Source organism: Tahibacter harae, assembly GCF_024437735.1.
GTDB lineage: Bacteria > Pseudomonadota > Gammaproteobacteria > Xanthomonadales > Rhodanobacteraceae > Tahibacter > Tahibacter harae.
The window spans coordinates 1-16,843 of the sequence record NZ_JANFQO010000026.1; the positions used below are offsets into that span (position 1 = coordinate 1).

Here is a 16,843-nt window from a genome sequence, read left to right on the forward strand (position 1 = left end):
GGCGGGCGGCGGCGTGGGCATGGCCGGGCGCGCAGCCGCGGCCGGCGGAACGGAAGGAGCGGACGGCGCCGCCGGGCGCTGCGGCGGCGGTGCGGCCGGCGGGCGCTGGGCGGCGGCAGGGGCAGCCGGCGCGGCCGGCGGAGTTTCGGGAAGCGTCGAAGGCCAGGACGGGATCCACGTCGATCGCTGGGTCGACATATCGCCTCCAAACAGGGCTGCAGAAACCGGCTCCGCACCTGCGGCGTGCTGAACCGACCATAGAACCGATCGCGGTCAGCCCCCGCCAGACCTTGCTCGTCCAACCGCCCCGCGAGCTTAGCACTGCTGCCCGGGGCACGGCAGGCGAACGATACCTGTTCGAATTGACGGGCAACTGCGCGCTGGCGCACGAACCGGACCGGCGGCAGGGCTGGGTTCGGGATTGGTTATCCGGATTGGCAAGAGCGGCAGCGGGACCGCGGAGCGAAACCCGCTTTCACGAATCCCGAACACCGATCCCGTCACGGCCTGGTCATTCAGGATTCGGCAAGAGCCGGGATCCGGGATCGGCAAGAGCGGCGCCGGGATCGCGCAGCAAATCCGCTTTCACGAATCCCGGATCACCAATCCCGGCCTTATTTCAACACCTCGTCCAGAAACCCCAGCGCCGTCTCCGAGCCCGACTGTCCCAGCCAGAACAGCGCCTTCTGCTTGACCTCGCGCGGGTAGTCGCCGCGCACCACGCGGATCAGGGCGGCGTCGCCGGCGCCGTCCTCCAGCTGGGACAGGGCGAACACGGCTTGTTCGCGCGCTTCCGCGTCGGGGTCGCGCCGCAGCGCGGCCAGGATGTCGTCGCCGGCGCGGGGATCTTCCATCTGGGCCAGCCAGAACAAGGCCTTGCCGCGCACCGCGGCGGAGCGGTCGGAACCGGCCACGGCTAGCACGCGCGGATAGGTGTCGTGCTCGGGCGACTGCGACAGCACGAAGACGGCATGGCTGCGGATTTCCGCGTCGGCATCGCCGCGGGCGTAGGCATCGACCGCGTTCACGCCTTCGGCGCCGCGCGCCTGGCCCATCCAGAACAGCGCCTTCTCGCGCTGCTCGCGCGGCCGCGCCGGTTCGGCCAGTCCCTGCAGGGCACTCAGGGCTGCGGGCGTGGCATGGTAGGCCAGCGCTGCCACGGCTTCGTCGTCACTGTCCTTGCCCTTGCGGTCGCTGCGCCGGGCCTGGCCGTCCAGCCAGGCCACGCTGGCGGCGGGATCGACCGCGTCCAGCGTGCGCAGGGCTTCGCGGCTGCGCACCGGGCAACTGGCCGCATAGGCGCGGATCCTGTCCACGCTGCCGCCTTTCACATGCGCATACAACGCCAGCAGGCCTGCGCCGCCCGCCGCGGCCGTATCGCCGCTGCTGATGTTCCAGCCGCGCTCGTCCAGGTCGCAGCCCTTGTTGATGACCTGGCCGCGGCGGATCTCATGGCAGCAGGGCTCGCCGGCGCCGGCGATCATGGGCACCTGCCAGGTCACCCAGCCGTCGGCGCCGGCCAGACGCTGCTCCAGGCCGGCCGCGGACAGGGAAAGCGGGGCCGCCAGGCCCAGGATCAGACTGAAAAACAGACGCATGGGATTCTCCTAGGCAAAAGCCGGGCGCGACGCGGCGACCGGGTCGCGCGGCGGCAGGAAAGGTTTCGGGATCGCGCCGGCGCGTTCGCCCGGCCGGCGCACAGCGGAGCCGGGAAAACCGGCGCCGCGGCGGATTTACTTCAGTTCGTGCTCGATGATTTCGAGCGCCGCCTCGTCGTCCATGGCGGTGAGCATGCGCAGGATCTGCTGCTTTTCTTCCTTGGTCTTGGCGACACGGTAGAGGCCGGCCAGGGCCTTGGCGTCGTCGCTGATGAGGATGCCCTGCAGGATCGCCTCGCGCTGCGCAGTGGAGCTGGCGCGGGGATAGAGCCCGACCAGTGCCGCGCTGGCCCTGCTGCCGCCGCTGACGCCGATGGCCCGGTAGGCGTCCAGGCGCAGCGCCTCGTCCGCATCGGTGCCGGCGATCTGCACCAGCGCATCCACATCGCCGGCCACGCCCAGCGCCTGCACGATCTGCCGGCGCAGGCCGATTTCCTTGGTGCTGGGCAGCAGCTGCTTGAGTTCCTCGATGCCGTCCATCGCCCCCAGCAGACTGATCGCATCGTTGCGCAGCTTGGGATCGGCTTCGTCCCGCGCCGCGGCCAGCACCAGGTCCTTGCGGTCGGCCCGCATCCAGGCGTGCAGGACTTCGCGCTTTTCTTCGGTGTTCGCCGTTTTGTACAGGGCGGAAAGCTGATCCAGCGCCTTGGGCTCGCCGCTGATGCCGAGCATGCGTATCGCCTCGGAACGCAGCTCCGGCCCGCCGCTGCGCGCGATGCCGCCGAGTTCGGCCAGGGCCTCGTCCGAGTCGATCTGGCTGAGCACGAACAGGGCGCGGCGCTTGACCTTGTCCGGCTGCTTGCCGGCCAGCACTTTCTTCAGCAGCGGTACGGCGCGCTCCGGCGGCGCGTGCATCAGGCCCTCGACGGCGATCTCGGCCAGTTCGGTATCGCCGCCGGCTGCCGCGGCGTTCGCGTCCACCGGCTCGGCCTGACGCAGCAGGGTCTCGGCCTCGCCTATCCAGCGGCTCTGCGGGTATTTCTCGCGCAGGCGCTCCACCGTGCGGCGTGCCTCGGGCACGCGCTTGGCGCGGGTCAGCGCATAGGCCTGCCAGTAGACCGCCGCATCGGCATTGCCCTGATTCTGCGCACTCATGCGTTCTTCCAGGCGGCGGAAGCGTTCCAGCGCCGCCGGCCAGTCGGACTTGGCCAGGGCTTCCTGGCCCTGGCGGTAGAGCTGGTTCAGTTCGCGGTCGGCGCCGGCGATGTCCTGTTCCGCCGGCGCGGCCGGCAGCACCGGCGCCAGGCTGGCCAGCAGCGCACCGAACACAATGGAATAAATTGACTTTTTCATCTGTTGCTCCGGATCAGGTCGAGGTCTGGCGTTGCGGTTCCATGCGCGCCTGGGTCGCGCGCAGCTGGAACAGCAGATCGGTCTTGTCGACGTAGTCACGCAGACCGTCGGAATCTTGGATGGGCCCAGCGCCCGGCGGGTTAGCCAGCTCGATCAACAAAGGTTCGAGCTGCTGCAGGAAGTTCGCCAGGCGCGCATTGCCCGCGCGCGCCGCGGCCTGGGCGTAGAGGCGGTTGGAATCGATCAGGCCCGCAGCCAGCTCGCGGTTGCCGGCGAGCAGTTCCGCGCTGTCGCTGTTGACCGCGGTCAGCACCACGCCTTCGGTCTCGCGCAGGTGCGCGGCGACGTAGGCGTCGAGCACGCGGCTGGACAGCGTATCGCCGGCGTTCATGCCCGCTGGGTTGGTCATGCCCGTGCCCGCGACCGGCGCCGTGGGCCCGTCTGCCGGCTGGCGGCCGAGCAGGAAACCCAGCCCCAGCGCGCCGACCAGGGCCAGAGCGCCGGCGGCCAGGCGCAGCGGCCGGCGAGCGCCCATGCCGTGGCGCTCGCGCCCCGCGGCGGCCTCGCGCGCGTGCGGCACCGCCTGGCGCGGGGCGGCGGCCTCGACCTCGGCGTCGAAACGCTGCCACAGGCGCTGCTCGAAGCCCGCGTCGGGCTGCGGCAGCGGCTGGGCGTCGGCGGCCTGCAGGGTCGCGGCCAGGGCGGCGTAGCGCGCGCGCAGGGCCGGCGACTGTTCCAGCGCCCGGGCGATCGCGGCCAGTTCCGCGGCATCCAGGCCGTCGCGGTAGTGGTACAGGATCAGGTCGGAATCACGAATCGTGTCCATCGCTTACCTCAGCGGTTCCAGCGCGCCGCGCAACTTGCGCACCGCGCGGAATATGGCCTGCTTGCAGGCCGAAACATTGATCGCCAGCACGCCGCAGATCTCCTCCAGCGACTGGCCTTCGTGGTGGCGCAGCACGAAGGCGCTGCGCTCCAGGTGCGTCATGCGTTCCAGCTGCAGCTGGACCTGGCGGCCGATCTGGCTGCCGCCGGCCAGTTGCTCCGGCCCGGGCAGCTCGTCGGCCTGGCCGGCGAGGAAGTCTTCCTCGTCCTCGCCGGCATTGCCGGCCGGCGCTGTCCATTGCTCGCGGCCGCCGCGCTTGCGCAGCTGCTCCAGCGCGGCGTTCACCGTGATGCGGTGCAGCCAGGTCTTGAAGTTTGCCCGGCCGTCGAAATCGCCCAGGTGGCGCCAGGCGTTGAACAGGGCCTCCTGCACCGCGTCCTCGGCCAGGGCGGCATCGCGCGTGATGCGTGCGGCCACGGCGTACAGCGGGCGTGTCTCGCCCTCGACCAGGCGCCGGAACGCATCGCGATCTCCATTGCGGGCCCGGGCGACCCGTTCGTCTTGGACTGTCATGGCTGCCTGGATGCGGCCAGGGCGGATCCGGTTAGCAAGCCGGCCGCAGATTCCCGTCCGGCGGTCCGCCCGCCCCCGGCCCGGACTGCCGCGGACCGGCGCCCCGCCGCGGCCCGGCCCCGCCCAGGGACCGATATTCCCGGCAAGGCCGCGCGCCGATTGCTACAATCCCGCGGCTTTGTCATTCCCCCAGTCCCTTCCATCCTGTAGGAGCCTCCCCCATGGCGGTGAAAGTTGCCATCAACGGCTACGGCCGTATCGGCCGCAATGTCCTGCGCGCCCTGTATGAAGCCGGCCGCAACCACGAAATCCAGATCGTCGCCATCAACGACCTGGGCGATGCCGAGACCAATGCGCACCTGACCCGCTACGACACCGCCCACGGCAAGTTCCCCTTCGACGTGGCCGTCGACGGCGGCGAACTGGTCGTCAAGGGCGACCGCATCAAGGTCTTCGCCGAGCGCGATCCGGCCAAGCTGCCCTGGGGCGATCTCGGCGTCGACGTGGTGCTGGAATGCACCGGCCTGTTCACCAGCAAGGCCAAGGCCGGCGCCCACATCGCCGGCGGCGCCAAGAAAGTCATCATATCCGCCCCGGGCGGCAGCGACGTGGACGGCACCTTCGTCTACGGCGTGAACCATGACCAGCTCAAGGCCGCGCACCAGGTCATCTCCAACGCTTCCTGCACCACCAACTGTCTCGCCCCGCTGGCCAAGGTGCTGCACGAGAAAATCGGCATCGAGCACGGCCTGATGACGACGATCCACGCCTATACCAACGACCAGGTGCTGACCGACGTCTACCACTCCGACCTGCGCCGCGCCCGCTCGGCCACGCAGTCGCAGATCCCGACCAAGACCGGCGCCGCCGCCGCGGTCGGCCTGGTGCTGCCGGAACTCAACGGCAAGCTGGACGGCTTCGCCATGCGCGTGCCGACCATCAACGTCTCGGTGGTGGACCTGTCCTTCGTCGCCAAGCGTGCGACCAGCAACGCCGAGATCGACCAGATCGTCAAGGAAGCCTCCGAAGGCGCGCTCAAGGGCATCCTCGGCTTCAACAAGGCGCCGCTGGTGTCGGTGGATTTCAACCACGACGCGCGCTCTTCGGTCTATGACGCCACCCTGACCAAGGTCATGGGCGGCACGCTGGTGAAAGTCTGCTCCTGGTACGACAACGAGTGGGGCTTCTCCAACCGCATGCTGGACATGACCCTGGCGCTGATGGCCGCCAAGTAAGTCCGGCGGCGTCATCGCCACACCCGAACGCCCGGCCATTGCCGGGCGTTCTGCTTTCTGCGCCGCGCACGGCGGCCGCACCGCCGCAGGACAGTGCAACGCTGCCTGCCATCACGCCCCGCGACCGCGCGCCGCCGTGCGCTGATCCGGCTGTCCGCGCAAATCCGATTGAACCAAGGCAGACAGGCCGCAGCGTCTGCGCCGCACAGCACGCCGGCGTACGGCTGCCGCCGGTGCCGCAAACACATTTTGAACCTCGTCCCCGGCGGCACGCCCTAGCATCGGCCGCCCGATCCTGGATTTTTCCCACATGCGCATTTATGCCTTTGTCCTCGCAACCGCCCTGAGCCTTCCCGCCGCCCTCGCCGGCACGGCGCCGCCGGCAGCGCCCGCCGCCGAGGCGGGAAAGAGCCAGATCGACGCCTGGCTGCTGCAGGGACTGCTGGATCCCGCCACCCCGGCCAGCGCCCGCGAAGCGCTGGGCCGCGAGCTGCTGGCCCGCGCCGCCGCCGGCGACGCTTCCGCCCAGTACATCGCCGGCTCGCTCTATCGCCAGGGCGAGTCGCACCCGGCCCAGGTGCTGCCGCGCGACCTGGACAAGGCGCGCGAACTGCTGCTCGCCGCCGCGCTCAAGGGCAGCCTGCCGGCCATGGCCAAGCTGGCCCAGGTCGAATACGACGCCGGCAACTACGCCGAGGCCATGGACTGGACCCAGGTGTTCTCGCACTACTGGCGCGAATCCGGCGACTTCGACGAGGACCGCGCCCATTACCTGAAGAACCTGCTCAAGCAGATCGGCGACAAGCTCGGCCCCAGCGGCGACGAAGTCGTGCGCCAGCGCACCATCGCCCTGCTCGACCGCCACGGCGCAACCATAGAAGCCGCGCTGGCGCGCCAGCACAGCGAAACCGGCCCGCGTCCGGGCCTGCGCCCGGCGGCCCCGCGCAAGCCGGCGCAGCGCCTGCGCCGCGCGGCGCTGATTACCGACGACTCGGGCATGGCCGAGTTCTACATCGCCGTCGACGCCCGGGGGCGCGTGGCGAAATTCTGGGTGCTCGACGCCGTGCCCGGCATCGCCATGGCCGGCCAGCTGGACGGCCTGTTCCGCAACGCGCGCTTCAATGAGGACGAGCGCCAGCGCGACGGCCTGCGCTTCGGCCTGCAGACCATCACCTTCAGCAACCAGAAGCTGGATTTGAACCGGCGTTGAGCGCGCGGACGCCACGGCCGCTCATGACCGCACCGTCCACGGCTTGCCGCGCGGCGAGGCAGAGGGCGGCGTGATGCGCCTCAGCGCGCCGCCACCGGCGCCGGCGCGGCCAGCGCCGCGGCGAGCAGACCGCGGCTGAACAGCCAGCTCGCAGTCTGGTAGTAGGCCATGGCTTCGGTGCTCAGGCGCGGGTCGGCGGCCAGCGGCGGCTGCGGGCGGTTGTATTCGTAGTCCGGCCGCACGCTGGCCAGGCGGCGGCCCGGCGACAGCTCCACCAACTGGTCGTCGCGCAGATAGCCCAGGCGCTGGTAGTTGCCGATGAACACGCGCTCGCGGCCGGGCTCCAGGCGGAACATGTCGGCACCGTAGAAGCGGCTGCGGTAATTCATGCCGAGCAGGCCCAGCACGGTGGGCGCAATGTCGATCTGGCTGAGCAGGCGCTCGAAGCGCCCCGGCGCCACATGGCGCGGCGAATAGATCCACAGCGGAATGTGGTAGCGGAACACCGGCAGACTGGCGATGCCGCCGGACGAGGCGCAGTGATCGGCGGTGATGACGAAGATCGTGTCGTCGAACCAGGGCTTGTCCCGCGCGCGGCGCAGCAGGTTGCCCAGGGCCCAGTCCGAATAGCGCACGGCGCTTTCGCGCTTGCCCTGGGGCGCGTCGATGCGGCCTTCGGGAAAGGTATACGGCCGGTGATTGGAGGTCGTCATGACGTGGGCGAAGAACGGCTTGCCCGCGGCATGGGCGCGGTCGAACTCCGCCAGCGCCAGGGTGTACAGATCCTCGTCGGCCACGCCCCAGATATTCGCCTGATGGATCTTCTCCGGCGCAATCGCGGCGCGGTCGCGCACCTGGTAGCCGTTGCTGCCGAAGAAATGGTTCATGTTGTCGAAGGCGCCATAGCCGCCGTAAAGGAACAGCGATTCGTAGCCCTTGGCGTTGAACACCGTCGCCAGGCTGAACAGGTTCTCGTTGCGCGGCCGCTTGACGATGGATTCGCCCGGCGTCGGCGGCACCGACAGCGCCAGCGCCTCCAGTCCGCGCACGGTGCGTGTGCCCGAGGCGAACAGGCGCGTGAACTGCAGGCTTTCGCCGCTGAGCCGGTCCAGTTCCGGCGTCAGGCTGGGATTGGCGCCATAGGCGCCGGAGAATGCGGCCGACAGGCTTTCCACGCTGATCAGCACCACGTTCAGATGCTGCTCCGGCTTGTCCGCGTGGATGTCGCGGGTGATGTCGGCCGGATCGGCGCTGACGAACTGCGCGTCCGGCGTCTGCAGCAGCTGGCGCAGTTCGGCGAAGGCCTGCGCCTCGGGCAGGCTGCGGTAGAAACGCGCGTAGGACAGCTCGCTGGCGCGGAACGCGGCGAAGAATTCGTAGATGCCGTTGCCGGCGAGCTGGTTGACGTATTCGTTCGCTCCGCGTTCCTTGTCGTCGCTGCGCAGGCCGAAGCTGACCAGCACGCTCGCCGCCAGCCACAGCGCGGCGAAGGCGCTGCGCCCGGCGAAGGTCGAAGTCTCGTCGCTGCCGCGGCGCCAGCGCCGGCCGCTCAGGAACAGCAGGCCGCTGAGCAACAGCACGCCGGCCAGTATCGGCCCTATCGGATAGGATTCGCGGATATTGCCCAGCACCTCGTTGGTGTAGACGAGATAGTCCACTGCGATGAAATTGAAGCGGGTCTGGAATTCGTCCCAGAAGGTCCATTCCGCGCCGGCGACGAAGACCAGCAGCAGCACCAGCAGGAAGCACAGCCCGCCCAGCAGCCAGCGCCCGCCGCGCGCGTTGTACCAGCGCCGCGGCAGCAGCCAGAGCAGCAGCAACAGCGGCCAGGCAAAGTACACAAAGGTCGCCAGGTCGTAGACCAGGCCCAGGCCGAACACCCGGCCCCAGTTGCCTAGGCCCGGCGCCACGCCGTCGCCCGCGGCCAGCAACAGGGCAAAACGGGTCGCGGTGGAGATGCCCAGGAACAGGCCGGCCAGCCAGGCCAGCGGCCGCAGGCGCGGCCAGAGCGAAGGGAACAGGGACACGGGCGACCTCGGGGCTGGTCGAACGCCACAGGGCGCTCGCATTCGCCCAGCTTGCGGGGCGATATGTAAAGCCGGCTCAGGCGATTCTCAGGCGGGCGTTAAACGTGCGGATTTCGGGCAAGCTAGCGCTTTCTTCCCGCCCCGCTGCCGCATGAACCAGCCCAGCCGCGTGCTCCTGATCGAAGACCAGCACGATATCGCCGCGAATATCTGGGATTTCCTCGAACGCCGCGGCTACCGCCTGGACCACGCCGCCGACGGCGCAACCGGCCTGGCCGCGGCCCTGCGCGGCGGCTTCGACGTGATCGTGCTCGACCTGGGCCTGCCGCGGCTGGACGGCCTGGAACTGTGCCGGCGCCTGCGCGAAGCCGGCCGCTCCACGCCGATCCTGATGCTGACCGCCCGCGACACCCTGCAGGACAAGCTGCGCGGTTTCGCCGAAGGCGCCGACGACTACCTGGTCAAGCCGTTTGCGATGAAGGAACTGGAAGCACGCATCCGCGCCGTGCACCGGCGCGGCCGGCCGCCGCCCGAAGCGGTACTGCAGGTCGGCGGCCTGAGCTACGACCCCAACACCTTGCGCGCCCGCCGCGAGGGCGACGAGATCGGCCTGACCCGGGTGCAGTCCATCATCCTGCGCCTGCTGCTGCAGCATTCGCCGCAGGTGCTCAGCCACCGCGCCCTGATCGAGGCGATCTGGGGCGAGGAAGGCGGCGATGTGGCCGCGCTGCACACTCACGTCTACGAGCTGCGCAAGCTGGTCGACAAACCCTATGCGCAGGCGCTGATCCGCAGCGTGCACGGCGTGGGCTACCGGCTGGAGGCCGGCTGATGCGCGCGCCGCTGCCGCTGCGCCGGCGCGTCGCCCTGGCCTATGCCACGCTGGGGCTGCTGCTGAGCCTGGCCTTCGCCGCGGCCACGCTGTACCTGACCGAGGACTACGAACACATCGTCGTCAGCGAGATCCTCAGCGCCCAGGCGCAGGAATACGCCGACGAGGCCGGTGCCGGCGCCATGCCCGAGCTGCCGCATACGCCGCGCCTGCGCGGCTACCTGCGCCGCGCCGACGGCGGCGGCCTGCCGCCGGCCCTGGCCGGCCTGGGGCCGGGCATACACGAAATGGAAAGCGCCGCCGCGCCCGGCCGGCATGCGGGCGTGTTCGACACGCCGGCGGGCCGGCTGGTGTTCCTCATCGACCTGGATTCCATCGAGGAACTGGAAAAGCACCTGGCCTGGTTCTGCCTGCTGGTGGTGCTGCTGGGAACGGGACTCAGCGGCTGGGCCGGCTGGCTGCTGGCCGGTCGCACCATCGCTCCCGTGAAGCAGCTCGCCGCCGCGGTGGACGCGCTGCCGGCGCGGCCCCAGGCCACCAACCTTGCCGGCCTGGCCGGGCGCGACGAACTCGGCCGCCTGGCCCGCGCCATCGACGCCTATCAGGCCCGCCTGCTCGACGCCGATGCCGCCGAACGCGCCTTCTTCGCCGATGCCAGCCATGAGCTGCGCACGCCCATTGCTGTCGTCCAGGGCGCCGCCGAAGTACTGCTGGACGACCCGGACGCCGCACCGGCCCAGCGCCGCCGTCTGGCCCGGCTGGAGCGCGGCCTGAACGAGCTGACCGACCTTATCAACCTGCTGCTGGGCCTGGCCCGGCGCAGCAACTACACCGCGCAGCCGGTCGATGCGGCCGAGCTGCTGCAGGAGTGCGCCGCGCAGCTGCGCGCCGGCACGGAAAGCACCGCGCTGGCGCTGCATATCGAGGCCGCAGGCAGCCTGTTCCTGCCCCGCGCCGAAGCCCTACTGGCACTGCGCAGCATCCTGCGCCGCCTGCTGCCGCCCGCCGCCCAGGGCGAGCTGCAGCTGCAAGCCGGCGCGGGCCGCATCCGCTTCGACTACCGCGCCGGCACCGCGGCCACAGCTCCCGCCGCCGCCCCCGCACGCAGCGACCGCGGCATAGGCCTCACCCTGATCGGCCGCTTCGCCGATCACCTGGGCTGGAAGCTGGAAGAGCATTTTGCCGACAACGGCTATCGCGCGGTGGAAATTGAAATTCCTGAGAGAATTTCAGGGATGGATTGACGACCGCCTGCGCGGCCGGGCGCAACGTTGAGCTGATATTGCGCAGATGAGTGCAGCAACGCCCACGAATGCAACGCTGTGTGCGGAAGACTGCACGACAATGAATGCCGCAATGCCCGCGCATGCATCGCTGCGCAGCCTCTCCCCCAGCAAGCTTGGGGAAGAGGGAGTTTTATGCGGTTCCTCCTGAAAGTTCGCAACGCCTCTTCGGACATAGCCTCAAGCTGGCCGGAACCCGGCGCACATTCCCTGCGCCAGCTCGTCGGCAGTTCCAGCCGCGGCGCACAACCCTGCCGCATCGACAGGCGCATCAGCTTGAGTCATGTTAATTGCACCGCCCTGCCCGCCTGCCGCCCATGCTGCATACCTTCGCCGTCGCCAACTACCGCTCGCTGCGCGACCTCAAGCTCAAGCTGGAGCCGCTGACCCTGGTCACCGGCGCGAATGGCAGCGGCAAGTCCAATCTCTACCGCGCGCTGCGTCTGTTGCAACAGGCCGCGGCGGGGCGTCTGGCCGAGGCGCTGGCGGCCGAGGGCGGCATTCCCTCGGTGCAATGGGCCGGGCCGGCCGATACGCGCAGCCAGCAGAAGCGCGGCCTGCCCATCCAGGGCACGCGCGGCAAGGACGTGCTGCGCATCAGCTTCGGTTTCGCCGCTGACGATGTGGCATACGCGATCAAGCTGGGCCTGCCGGCCGGCGGCAATCCGGTGGCGCGGTCGCGCTTCCGGCTGGATCCGGAAGTGAAATCCGAATGCATCTGGCAGGCGCCGCCGCAGCGCCGCGCCAATACCTGGCTGGAGCGCGAAGGCCCGCTGGTCAACCTGCGCAATGCCGACGGCGAATGGCAGCGCCTCGGCACGCCGCTGGCCGCCAGCCGCTCGGTGTTGTCGGAGCTGTCAGAACCGCAGCGCTTCCCCGAAGTGTTCGCTCTGCGCGAACGCCTGCGCAGCTGGCGCTTCTACGACGGCTTCCGCACCGACGCCGACAGCCCGCTGCGCCAGCCGCGCGTCAGCGTGCAGACCGGCGCCCTGGCCCACGACGGCCATGATCTGGCCGCCGCGCTGCAGACCATCATCGAGATCGGCGATGCCGACGCGCTGCACGCCGCGGTGGACGATGCCTTCCCGGGTTCGCGCATCGCCATACTCGGCGACGATGCGCGGCTGGAAGTCGGCCTGAACGTGGACGGCCTGCTGCGCGAACTGCGCGCGACCGAGCTTTCCGACGGCACCTTGCGCTACCTCTGCCTGCTGGCTGCGCTGCAGAGTCCACGTCCGCCGGAACTGCTGGTGCTCAACGAGCCCGAGCAAAGCCTGCATCCGGACCTGCTGCGCCCGCTCGCGCGCCAGATCGTGCGCGCCGCCGGCAACGGACAGGTCTGGGTCATCAGCCATGCGCCGGCGCTGATCGCGGCGATCGAGGACCAGGCCGGCATCGTCGCCTGCACGCTGATGCGCGAGTACGGAGAAACGCGGATCGCCGGGCAAGGTCTGCTGGATGAGCCGCTATGGCCCTGAGGCAGCGCGGCAGGCATGACGAAAGTCCGGCCGGCGGCACGGCGGGATCAATTCGCGCAACGGCCGAGTCCGGCAAACCTGCCTCCGGCTGCGTAACCATTCGTATACAAGAAAAATTCTGGTAACACGCGCTCCCACATGGCGCAGAATGCCGAGGTCGCATGGGGCGACCTAGGGAGGCGCATATGGATCCGAAAGCATTGCTTATCTGGCTGCTGGTCGGCGCGGTTGCCGGCTGGCTTGCCGGGCAGATCGTGAAGGGCCACGGCTTCGGCCTGATCGGCAACATCGTCGTGGGCATCGTCGGCGCATTCCTCGCCGGCTGGCTGCTGCCGGGGCTGGGACTGGGCCTCAGCGGCATCGTCGGCAGCATCGTCTACGCGGCGATAGGCGCGATCATCCTGCTGGTCATCATCGGCTTCTTCAAGCGATTGTGAGGAGCGGGGATTTGGAATGACGAGATTCGGGATTCGCAAGAACAGAGTTTCTCGCGAACCCGAATCTCCAATCCAACCACCGATTCAATCCCGATCCCGAATCACGAATCCCGGCTCTTCACGGCAAACCGGCCGTAGGCTCCGGCCAGTTCGTGGTCGGCGCCTTGTTGAGGAACAGGCGGCCCTGGCTGTAGGTGCCGACGATCATCACCGTACGCAGGAAGTTGATGTTGTTCTGCATGTTCAGCGGGTTGTTCGACAGCATCACGATATCGGCGATCTTGTTCACCTCCAGCGTGCCGCGCGAATCCTCCAGGCCGTATTGCCAGGCCGCATTGACGGTGTAGGCGCGCATACCCTGTTCGATGCTGATGGCCTGGCTGCCGCCGGGCGGCAGCAGCGTGGCCGGGCAGTTGCTCTTGTTCGGATACCAGGACGGCTGCTGCGCCGAGCGGCTCGCCGCGGCCCAGATCGCGAACAGCGGCGCCGGCGGCGTGACCGGGCTGTCGGTATGCAGGGTCACGTTCAGCCCGGCGTTGAAGGCGGAAGCGGTCGGATACATGCCCAGCGTGTCGCTCTGGCCCAGGATCTGCTGGCACTCCATCAGTCCCCAGTAAAAGATATCCGGCACCAGGAAACTCACCGTCACCGGCTTGCCCTGCAGCGACTGCAGCTGGACGTCGCTGATCATGGGCGCGTGCAGCACCACGTCGCGCTTGCCCGCAGGCGGCGGCGGCGCGGCGGCCAGCGCGGCGAGCGAGGCGGTGATCGCCGCATCGCCGTTCTGGTGAATGATCATGGGGAAATTCGCCTGGTGCGCCTGGGTCACGCGCGCCGTGATGCCGGCCTGGTCCACATCGGGCAGGCCCTGGTAGGGCTGCTGCGGGAAGATGCTGGCGTCGGTGAACGGGTTGAACAGCATGAAGTAGTTCCCGTCCAGCCAGGCGGTATACCCCTGCGTGGAGCCGTCGGCGAACGTCTTGACCGCGGCCACGCTGATCAGCGGATTGTCGCCGAACAGTTTCTGCGCCCTGGTCGCAGCGGACAGGGTGCTGCTCATGTCGGCGCTGCCCGGATCGTAGGCGATCATGGCCATGGTCAGCGGGAAGGTGGCGCGTTCGGCCGCCGTGTCCAGGCGCGTGGCGTAAAGCGCCATGTCGCCGAACGAGGCCGCGCCTTCCTGCGCATAGGTGAAGCCGTGCTGGGCGTAGACGGTCGCGGCATTGGTCAGCATCTTTTCCGCGGCCAGCGGATCGGCCTCGATGATCTTGCCCTGGAAATAGCCGATGGCGTAGAGCGCCAGATCCTCGTCCAGCTGGCCCAGCCGCGCCAGCGCGGTTTCCTGCGGCGTGTTCATGATCGGCTGATGGCATTGGCCGGTGCTGCCGGACGTCCCGCCGGCGGCTATCACGCCGCAGATGTTCAGCAGGTTCAGCGCCGGCGTGTTGACATAGACGATATGGCCGGATTCGCTGGCGACCATGATCGGCACCTGGTCGGAGATCGCATCCAGCTGCGCGCGGGCGTGGCCATTTTCAAAATTGATGCATTGGAAGCCCACACCGCTGCAGCCCTTGCTTGCGCCCAGCCGCGCCGGGTCGTAGTTGAAGGCAAGCACGTACGGTGTCTTGCTGTTGGGATCGACGTTCTTTACCGCGGCCTGCAGCCGCGCGATCACGTCGTCCTGGCTGGTGACGGGGATGAAGCAGGTCTGCGGATCCGGCGTTCCGGTGCAGCCGGGCTTGCCCGGCGAAGGCTTGAACAGCACGTTGGTGCTGGCCACATCGACCCAGTGCGTGGTGTCGCCGTAGAAGCCGATCGCCGACATGTGCGAATGCGGGTCGATGAAGCCCGGAAACAGCACGGTGCCGGGCGGCGGCGTATGCGTCGTAGTGGACGGACCGGCCAGGCTCTTGATCTGCGCGGTGGTGCCCAGCGCGGTGATGATGCCATTGGTGATGGCCATGGCCTGGGCAGTCGCCGGCGCGGGCGGCGCGGCCAGGGTGACGATGTTGGCATTGATGATGATGGTGTCCGGCGGCGGCGATGCCGCAGGCGATGCATCCGCCGCGGCCTTCTCCGCGCGCTGCGCCGGCGGCGTTGCGCAGCCGGCGGCCAGCAGCGCGGCCAGGGAAACGACAGATACGCAAAGCGAACGCAGTACGGTCGGACGCATAGCCAACTCCTGTGCAGACCCGGGGAGGACCCGGCAGGCCGGCACATGCTGTGCGCACGCGCCGGACCGCCAGCGACAGCAAGCGATGCAGCACAGTCTTTCCCCCTGGACGCGGAGGCCGCGCGGCTCCAGCCGCTGCCGTCGCATCCGCTGCCGCGGACCTGCGCGAGCGCAGGCCGGCGTGTCCGTCCCGGACCTGACACGGACTGCTTCCGCGCAATCCGCAAAGCCATTCTGCTGCGTTTGGGAAACTAGCAAAGGGATACAAACGCGGGAATGCGTAAAACCCTCACGCACGGGCGTCGTTGTCCCTGCCTGCGCGGGGAATCGCCGGTGCGGCGCGACACCGCTGTCGCGGCGCGCGGCCGTGCGGACGCGGCGGCGCCGCACGCTCACGCTTTCTCACCCCGCGTCGCCAGTCCCGCGGCAGCGCCGGCACAGAGCACGGAGCCGCGTCCCGGCACCTACGCACCGGCGTTGACAGAAATGGTTAGGACTCCTAGCATTTAGTCATGAACGACGACGACCGCCAACGCCAGCAAGCCGCCGCCGGCCTGGAACAGCTGCTCGCCCTGCTGCGTGCGCAATCCTGGCGCGACGACGACACGCCGGCGCTGCCGCCGACCCAGGCCGCGGTACTGCGCATGCTGGCCGATGCGCCGCAGGGCCTGCGCGCTGGCCAGATGGCGCAGCGGCTGGGTGTGTCGGCGGCCAGCCTCAGCGACTCGCTCAAGGCGCTGCAGGCGCGGCAATGGATACAGCGCCAGCCCGATCCCGACGATGCGCGGGCCACGCGCGTGCTGCTGGCCCGCGCCGGCCGGCGCGCGGCCGCGGCGCTGCGCGATCCGCTGCGCGGCCTGGGCCGCCTGCTGCAGCACCTGGACAGCCGCGATATCGGCGCGCTGCAGCGCGTGGTACAGCTGCTGATCCTGCAGGCGCAGCGCCAGGGCCTGGCCAGCGGCCATCGCACCTGCCTGGGCTGCCGCTTCTTCCGGCCCTACGCCGGCGGCAGTGCAGAAAAACCGCATTTCTGCGCCTATGTGGAGCAGCCCTTCGGCGATGCCGAGTTGCGCGCCGACTGCGCCGAACATGAAGCGGCCGATGCGCTGCTGGCCGAGGCGAATGCGCAGCGCTTTGCGCAGCCGCCCTGAACGGCGGATTGGTACGCAATGCCTGCCGACACTGCCCCACGAAAGATCGCCGCCAACCGCACGATGCGAGCCGCGGAGACAGTGGACGCCGGCAGACAGAAAACCGGATTGCGGCCTTCCGACCGTAATCCGCACGAACGGCGCAGGCGCTGCCTGCGCCGCTCCTACGGCGCCGGCCGCTGGCACGGCAGGCGCTGCGGCGGTCCGCCCGGCGGAGCGCCACGGCCGGCGCCGTTGCAGTCGCCGGCCGGCAGCAAGGTTGGGCGGCGTCCGACTGGCATCGGCCGCCGCCCGTTCCTCATACCCACCCAGCAAGAGCAAGCAGGAGGAAGCAAATTATGCGTCAGAACGCCGTTTTCTATCATGCCGGCTGTCCCGTGTGCCTGGACGCCGAACAGCAGCTCGCCCAGGCCCTGGACCCGGCGCGCTACGCCGTGGAGATCGTGCATCTCGGCGAACAGCCCGGCCGCATCGCCGAAGCCGAAGCCGCCGGCGTGCGCTCGGTACCGGCCCTGCTGATCGGCGCCGCGCCGCTGCACATCAATTTCGGCGCCGCGCTCGCCGATCTGCGCTGAGGACGCCGCCATGCAGAATTCACCGCAACAGCCGCTTCCCGCGGCGGCCCGCACGCGCCTGCGTACACCATCCCGCGGCGCATGTGCCG

At 69.4% G+C, this 16,843-nt stretch carries 15 protein-coding genes; 9 read left to right on the forward strand and 6 right to left on the reverse strand.

Going from position 1 to position 16,843, the window contains the following annotated elements; translation table 11 throughout:
* On the forward strand, positions 1-250 hold a 250-nt coding region (locus NM961_RS20905; protein WP_255916370.1), incomplete at its 5' end, for a hypothetical protein.
* A gap of 364 nt (positions 251-614) precedes the next feature.
* Here NM961_RS20905 and NM961_RS20910 read toward each other — a convergent pair.
* The 4 genes from NM961_RS20910 to NM961_RS20925 all read right to left on the reverse strand — a co-directional run bounded on the left by NM961_RS20910 (position 615) and on the right by NM961_RS20925 (position 4,350).
* Entirely contained in the window at positions 615-1,598 is a 984-nt protein-coding gene (locus tag NM961_RS20910; protein ID WP_255916371.1) for a HEAT repeat domain-containing protein, read from the reverse strand.
* A gap of 135 nt (positions 1,599-1,733) precedes the next feature.
* Complete coding sequence (locus NM961_RS20915; protein ID WP_255916372.1) at positions 1,734-2,951, reverse strand: HEAT repeat domain-containing protein; 1,218 nt, start codon at positions 2,949-2,951, stop codon at positions 1,734-1,736.
* Positions 2,952-2,964: 13 nt separating this feature from the next.
* Complete coding sequence (locus NM961_RS20920) at positions 2,965-3,777, reverse strand: hypothetical protein (protein WP_255916373.1); 813 nt, start codon at positions 3,775-3,777, stop codon at positions 2,965-2,967.
* A gap of 3 nt (positions 3,778-3,780) precedes the next feature.
* Positions 3,781-4,350, reverse strand: a complete 570-nt coding sequence (locus NM961_RS20925) for an RNA polymerase sigma factor (RefSeq protein WP_255916374.1) — start codon at positions 4,348-4,350, stop codon at positions 3,781-3,783.
* A 221-nt stretch (positions 4,351-4,571) separates the two neighbouring features.
* Here NM961_RS20925 and gap point away from each other — a divergent pair, with 221 nt between their 5' ends.
* Both gap and NM961_RS20935 read left to right on the forward strand, forming a co-directional pair.
* Positions 4,572-5,585 carry a type I glyceraldehyde-3-phosphate dehydrogenase gene (gene gap / locus NM961_RS20930; protein WP_255916375.1) on the forward strand — a complete coding sequence of 338 codons (1,014 nt, stop codon included), beginning with the start codon at positions 4,572-4,574 and terminating at the stop codon, positions 5,583-5,585.
* Positions 5,586-5,895: 310 nt separating this feature from the next.
* Entirely contained in the window at positions 5,896-6,795 is a 900-nt protein-coding gene (locus NM961_RS20935; RefSeq protein ID WP_255916376.1) for a hypothetical protein, read from the forward strand.
* A gap of 80 nt (positions 6,796-6,875) precedes the next feature.
* Here NM961_RS20935 and NM961_RS20940 read toward each other — a convergent pair whose 3' ends face one another.
* Entirely contained in the window at positions 6,876-8,822 is a 1,947-nt protein-coding gene (locus tag NM961_RS20940; RefSeq protein WP_255916377.1) for an LTA synthase family protein, read from the reverse strand.
* Between the two features lie 151 nt (positions 8,823-8,973).
* Between NM961_RS20940 and NM961_RS20945 the strand changes: the two genes are divergently transcribed.
* From NM961_RS20945 to NM961_RS20960, 4 genes are all read left to right on the forward strand, one after another.
* A complete protein-coding gene (locus NM961_RS20945) occupies positions 8,974-9,654 on the forward strand; it encodes a response regulator transcription factor (RefSeq protein ID WP_255916378.1) in 681 nt (226 codons plus the stop codon).
* The gene (locus NM961_RS20950; RefSeq protein WP_255916379.1) at positions 9,654-10,898 is read left to right on the forward strand and encodes a sensor histidine kinase; all 1,245 of its coding nucleotides are present in this window, start codon (positions 9,654-9,656) and stop codon (positions 10,896-10,898) included. The genes NM961_RS20945 and NM961_RS20950 overlap by 1 nt, the downstream gene beginning before the upstream one ends.
* A gap of 329 nt (positions 10,899-11,227) precedes the next feature.
* Positions 11,228-12,415: an AAA family ATPase gene (locus NM961_RS20955; protein WP_255916380.1), complete on the forward strand. Its 1,188-nt coding sequence runs from the start codon at positions 11,228-11,230 to the stop codon at positions 12,413-12,415.
* Positions 12,416-12,600: 185 nt separating this feature from the next.
* Entirely contained in the window at positions 12,601-12,852 is a 252-nt protein-coding gene (locus tag NM961_RS20960) for a GlsB/YeaQ/YmgE family stress response membrane protein (RefSeq protein WP_255916381.1), read from the forward strand.
* Positions 12,853-12,970: 118 nt separating this feature from the next.
* Here the strand turns inward: NM961_RS20960 and NM961_RS20965 are convergent, their stop codons facing one another.
* Positions 12,971-15,028, reverse strand: a complete 2,058-nt coding sequence (locus tag NM961_RS20965; RefSeq protein WP_255916382.1) for an amidohydrolase — start codon at positions 15,026-15,028, stop codon at positions 12,971-12,973.
* A 512-nt stretch (positions 15,029-15,540) separates the two neighbouring features.
* On the opposite strand from NM961_RS20965, the gene NM961_RS20970 reads away from it, so the two are divergent.
* Positions 15,541-16,179: a MarR family winged helix-turn-helix transcriptional regulator gene (locus NM961_RS20970; protein WP_255916383.1), complete on the forward strand. Its 639-nt coding sequence runs from the start codon at positions 15,541-15,543 to the stop codon at positions 16,177-16,179.
* Between the two features lie 338 nt (positions 16,180-16,517).
* Positions 16,518-16,754, forward strand: a complete 237-nt coding sequence (locus NM961_RS20975) for a thioredoxin domain-containing protein (RefSeq protein ID WP_255916384.1) — start codon at positions 16,518-16,520, stop codon at positions 16,752-16,754.
* Positions 16,755-16,843 lie beyond the last annotated feature (89 nt).

Coding starts and splice junctions, on each gene's coding strand:
- NM961_RS20915 (WP_255916372.1), bottom strand. CDS start 2,951: ATGAAAAAGTCAATTTATTCCATTGTGTTCGGTGCGCTGCTGGCCAGC.
- NM961_RS20935 (WP_255916376.1), top strand. CDS start 5,896: ATGCGCATTTATGCCTTTGTCCTCGCAACCGCCCTGAGCCTTCCCGCC.
- NM961_RS20950 (WP_255916379.1), top strand. CDS start 9,654: ATGCGCGCGCCGCTGCCGCTGCGCCGGCGCGTCGCCCTGGCCTATGCC.
- NM961_RS20910 (WP_255916371.1), bottom strand. CDS start 1,598: ATGCGTCTGTTTTTCAGTCTGATCCTGGGCCTGGCGGCCCCGCTTTCC.
- NM961_RS20960 (WP_255916381.1), top strand. CDS start 12,601: ATGGATCCGAAAGCATTGCTTATCTGGCTGCTGGTCGGCGCGGTTGCC.
- NM961_RS20970 (WP_255916383.1), top strand. CDS start 15,541: ATGAACGACGACGACCGCCAACGCCAGCAAGCCGCCGCCGGCCTGGAA.
- NM961_RS20965 (WP_255916382.1), bottom strand. CDS start 15,028: ATGCGTCCGACCGTACTGCGTTCGCTTTGCGTATCTGTCGTTTCCCTG.
- gap (WP_255916375.1), top strand. CDS start 4,572: ATGGCGGTGAAAGTTGCCATCAACGGCTACGGCCGTATCGGCCGCAAT.
- NM961_RS20975 (WP_255916384.1), top strand. CDS start 16,518: ATGCGTCAGAACGCCGTTTTCTATCATGCCGGCTGTCCCGTGTGCCTG.
- NM961_RS20945 (WP_255916378.1), top strand. CDS start 8,974: ATGAACCAGCCCAGCCGCGTGCTCCTGATCGAAGACCAGCACGATATC.
- NM961_RS20925 (WP_255916374.1), bottom strand. CDS start 4,350: ATGACAGTCCAAGACGAACGGGTCGCCCGGGCCCGCAATGGAGATCGC.
- NM961_RS20920 (WP_255916373.1), bottom strand. CDS start 3,777: ATGGACACGATTCGTGATTCCGACCTGATCCTGTACCACTACCGCGAC.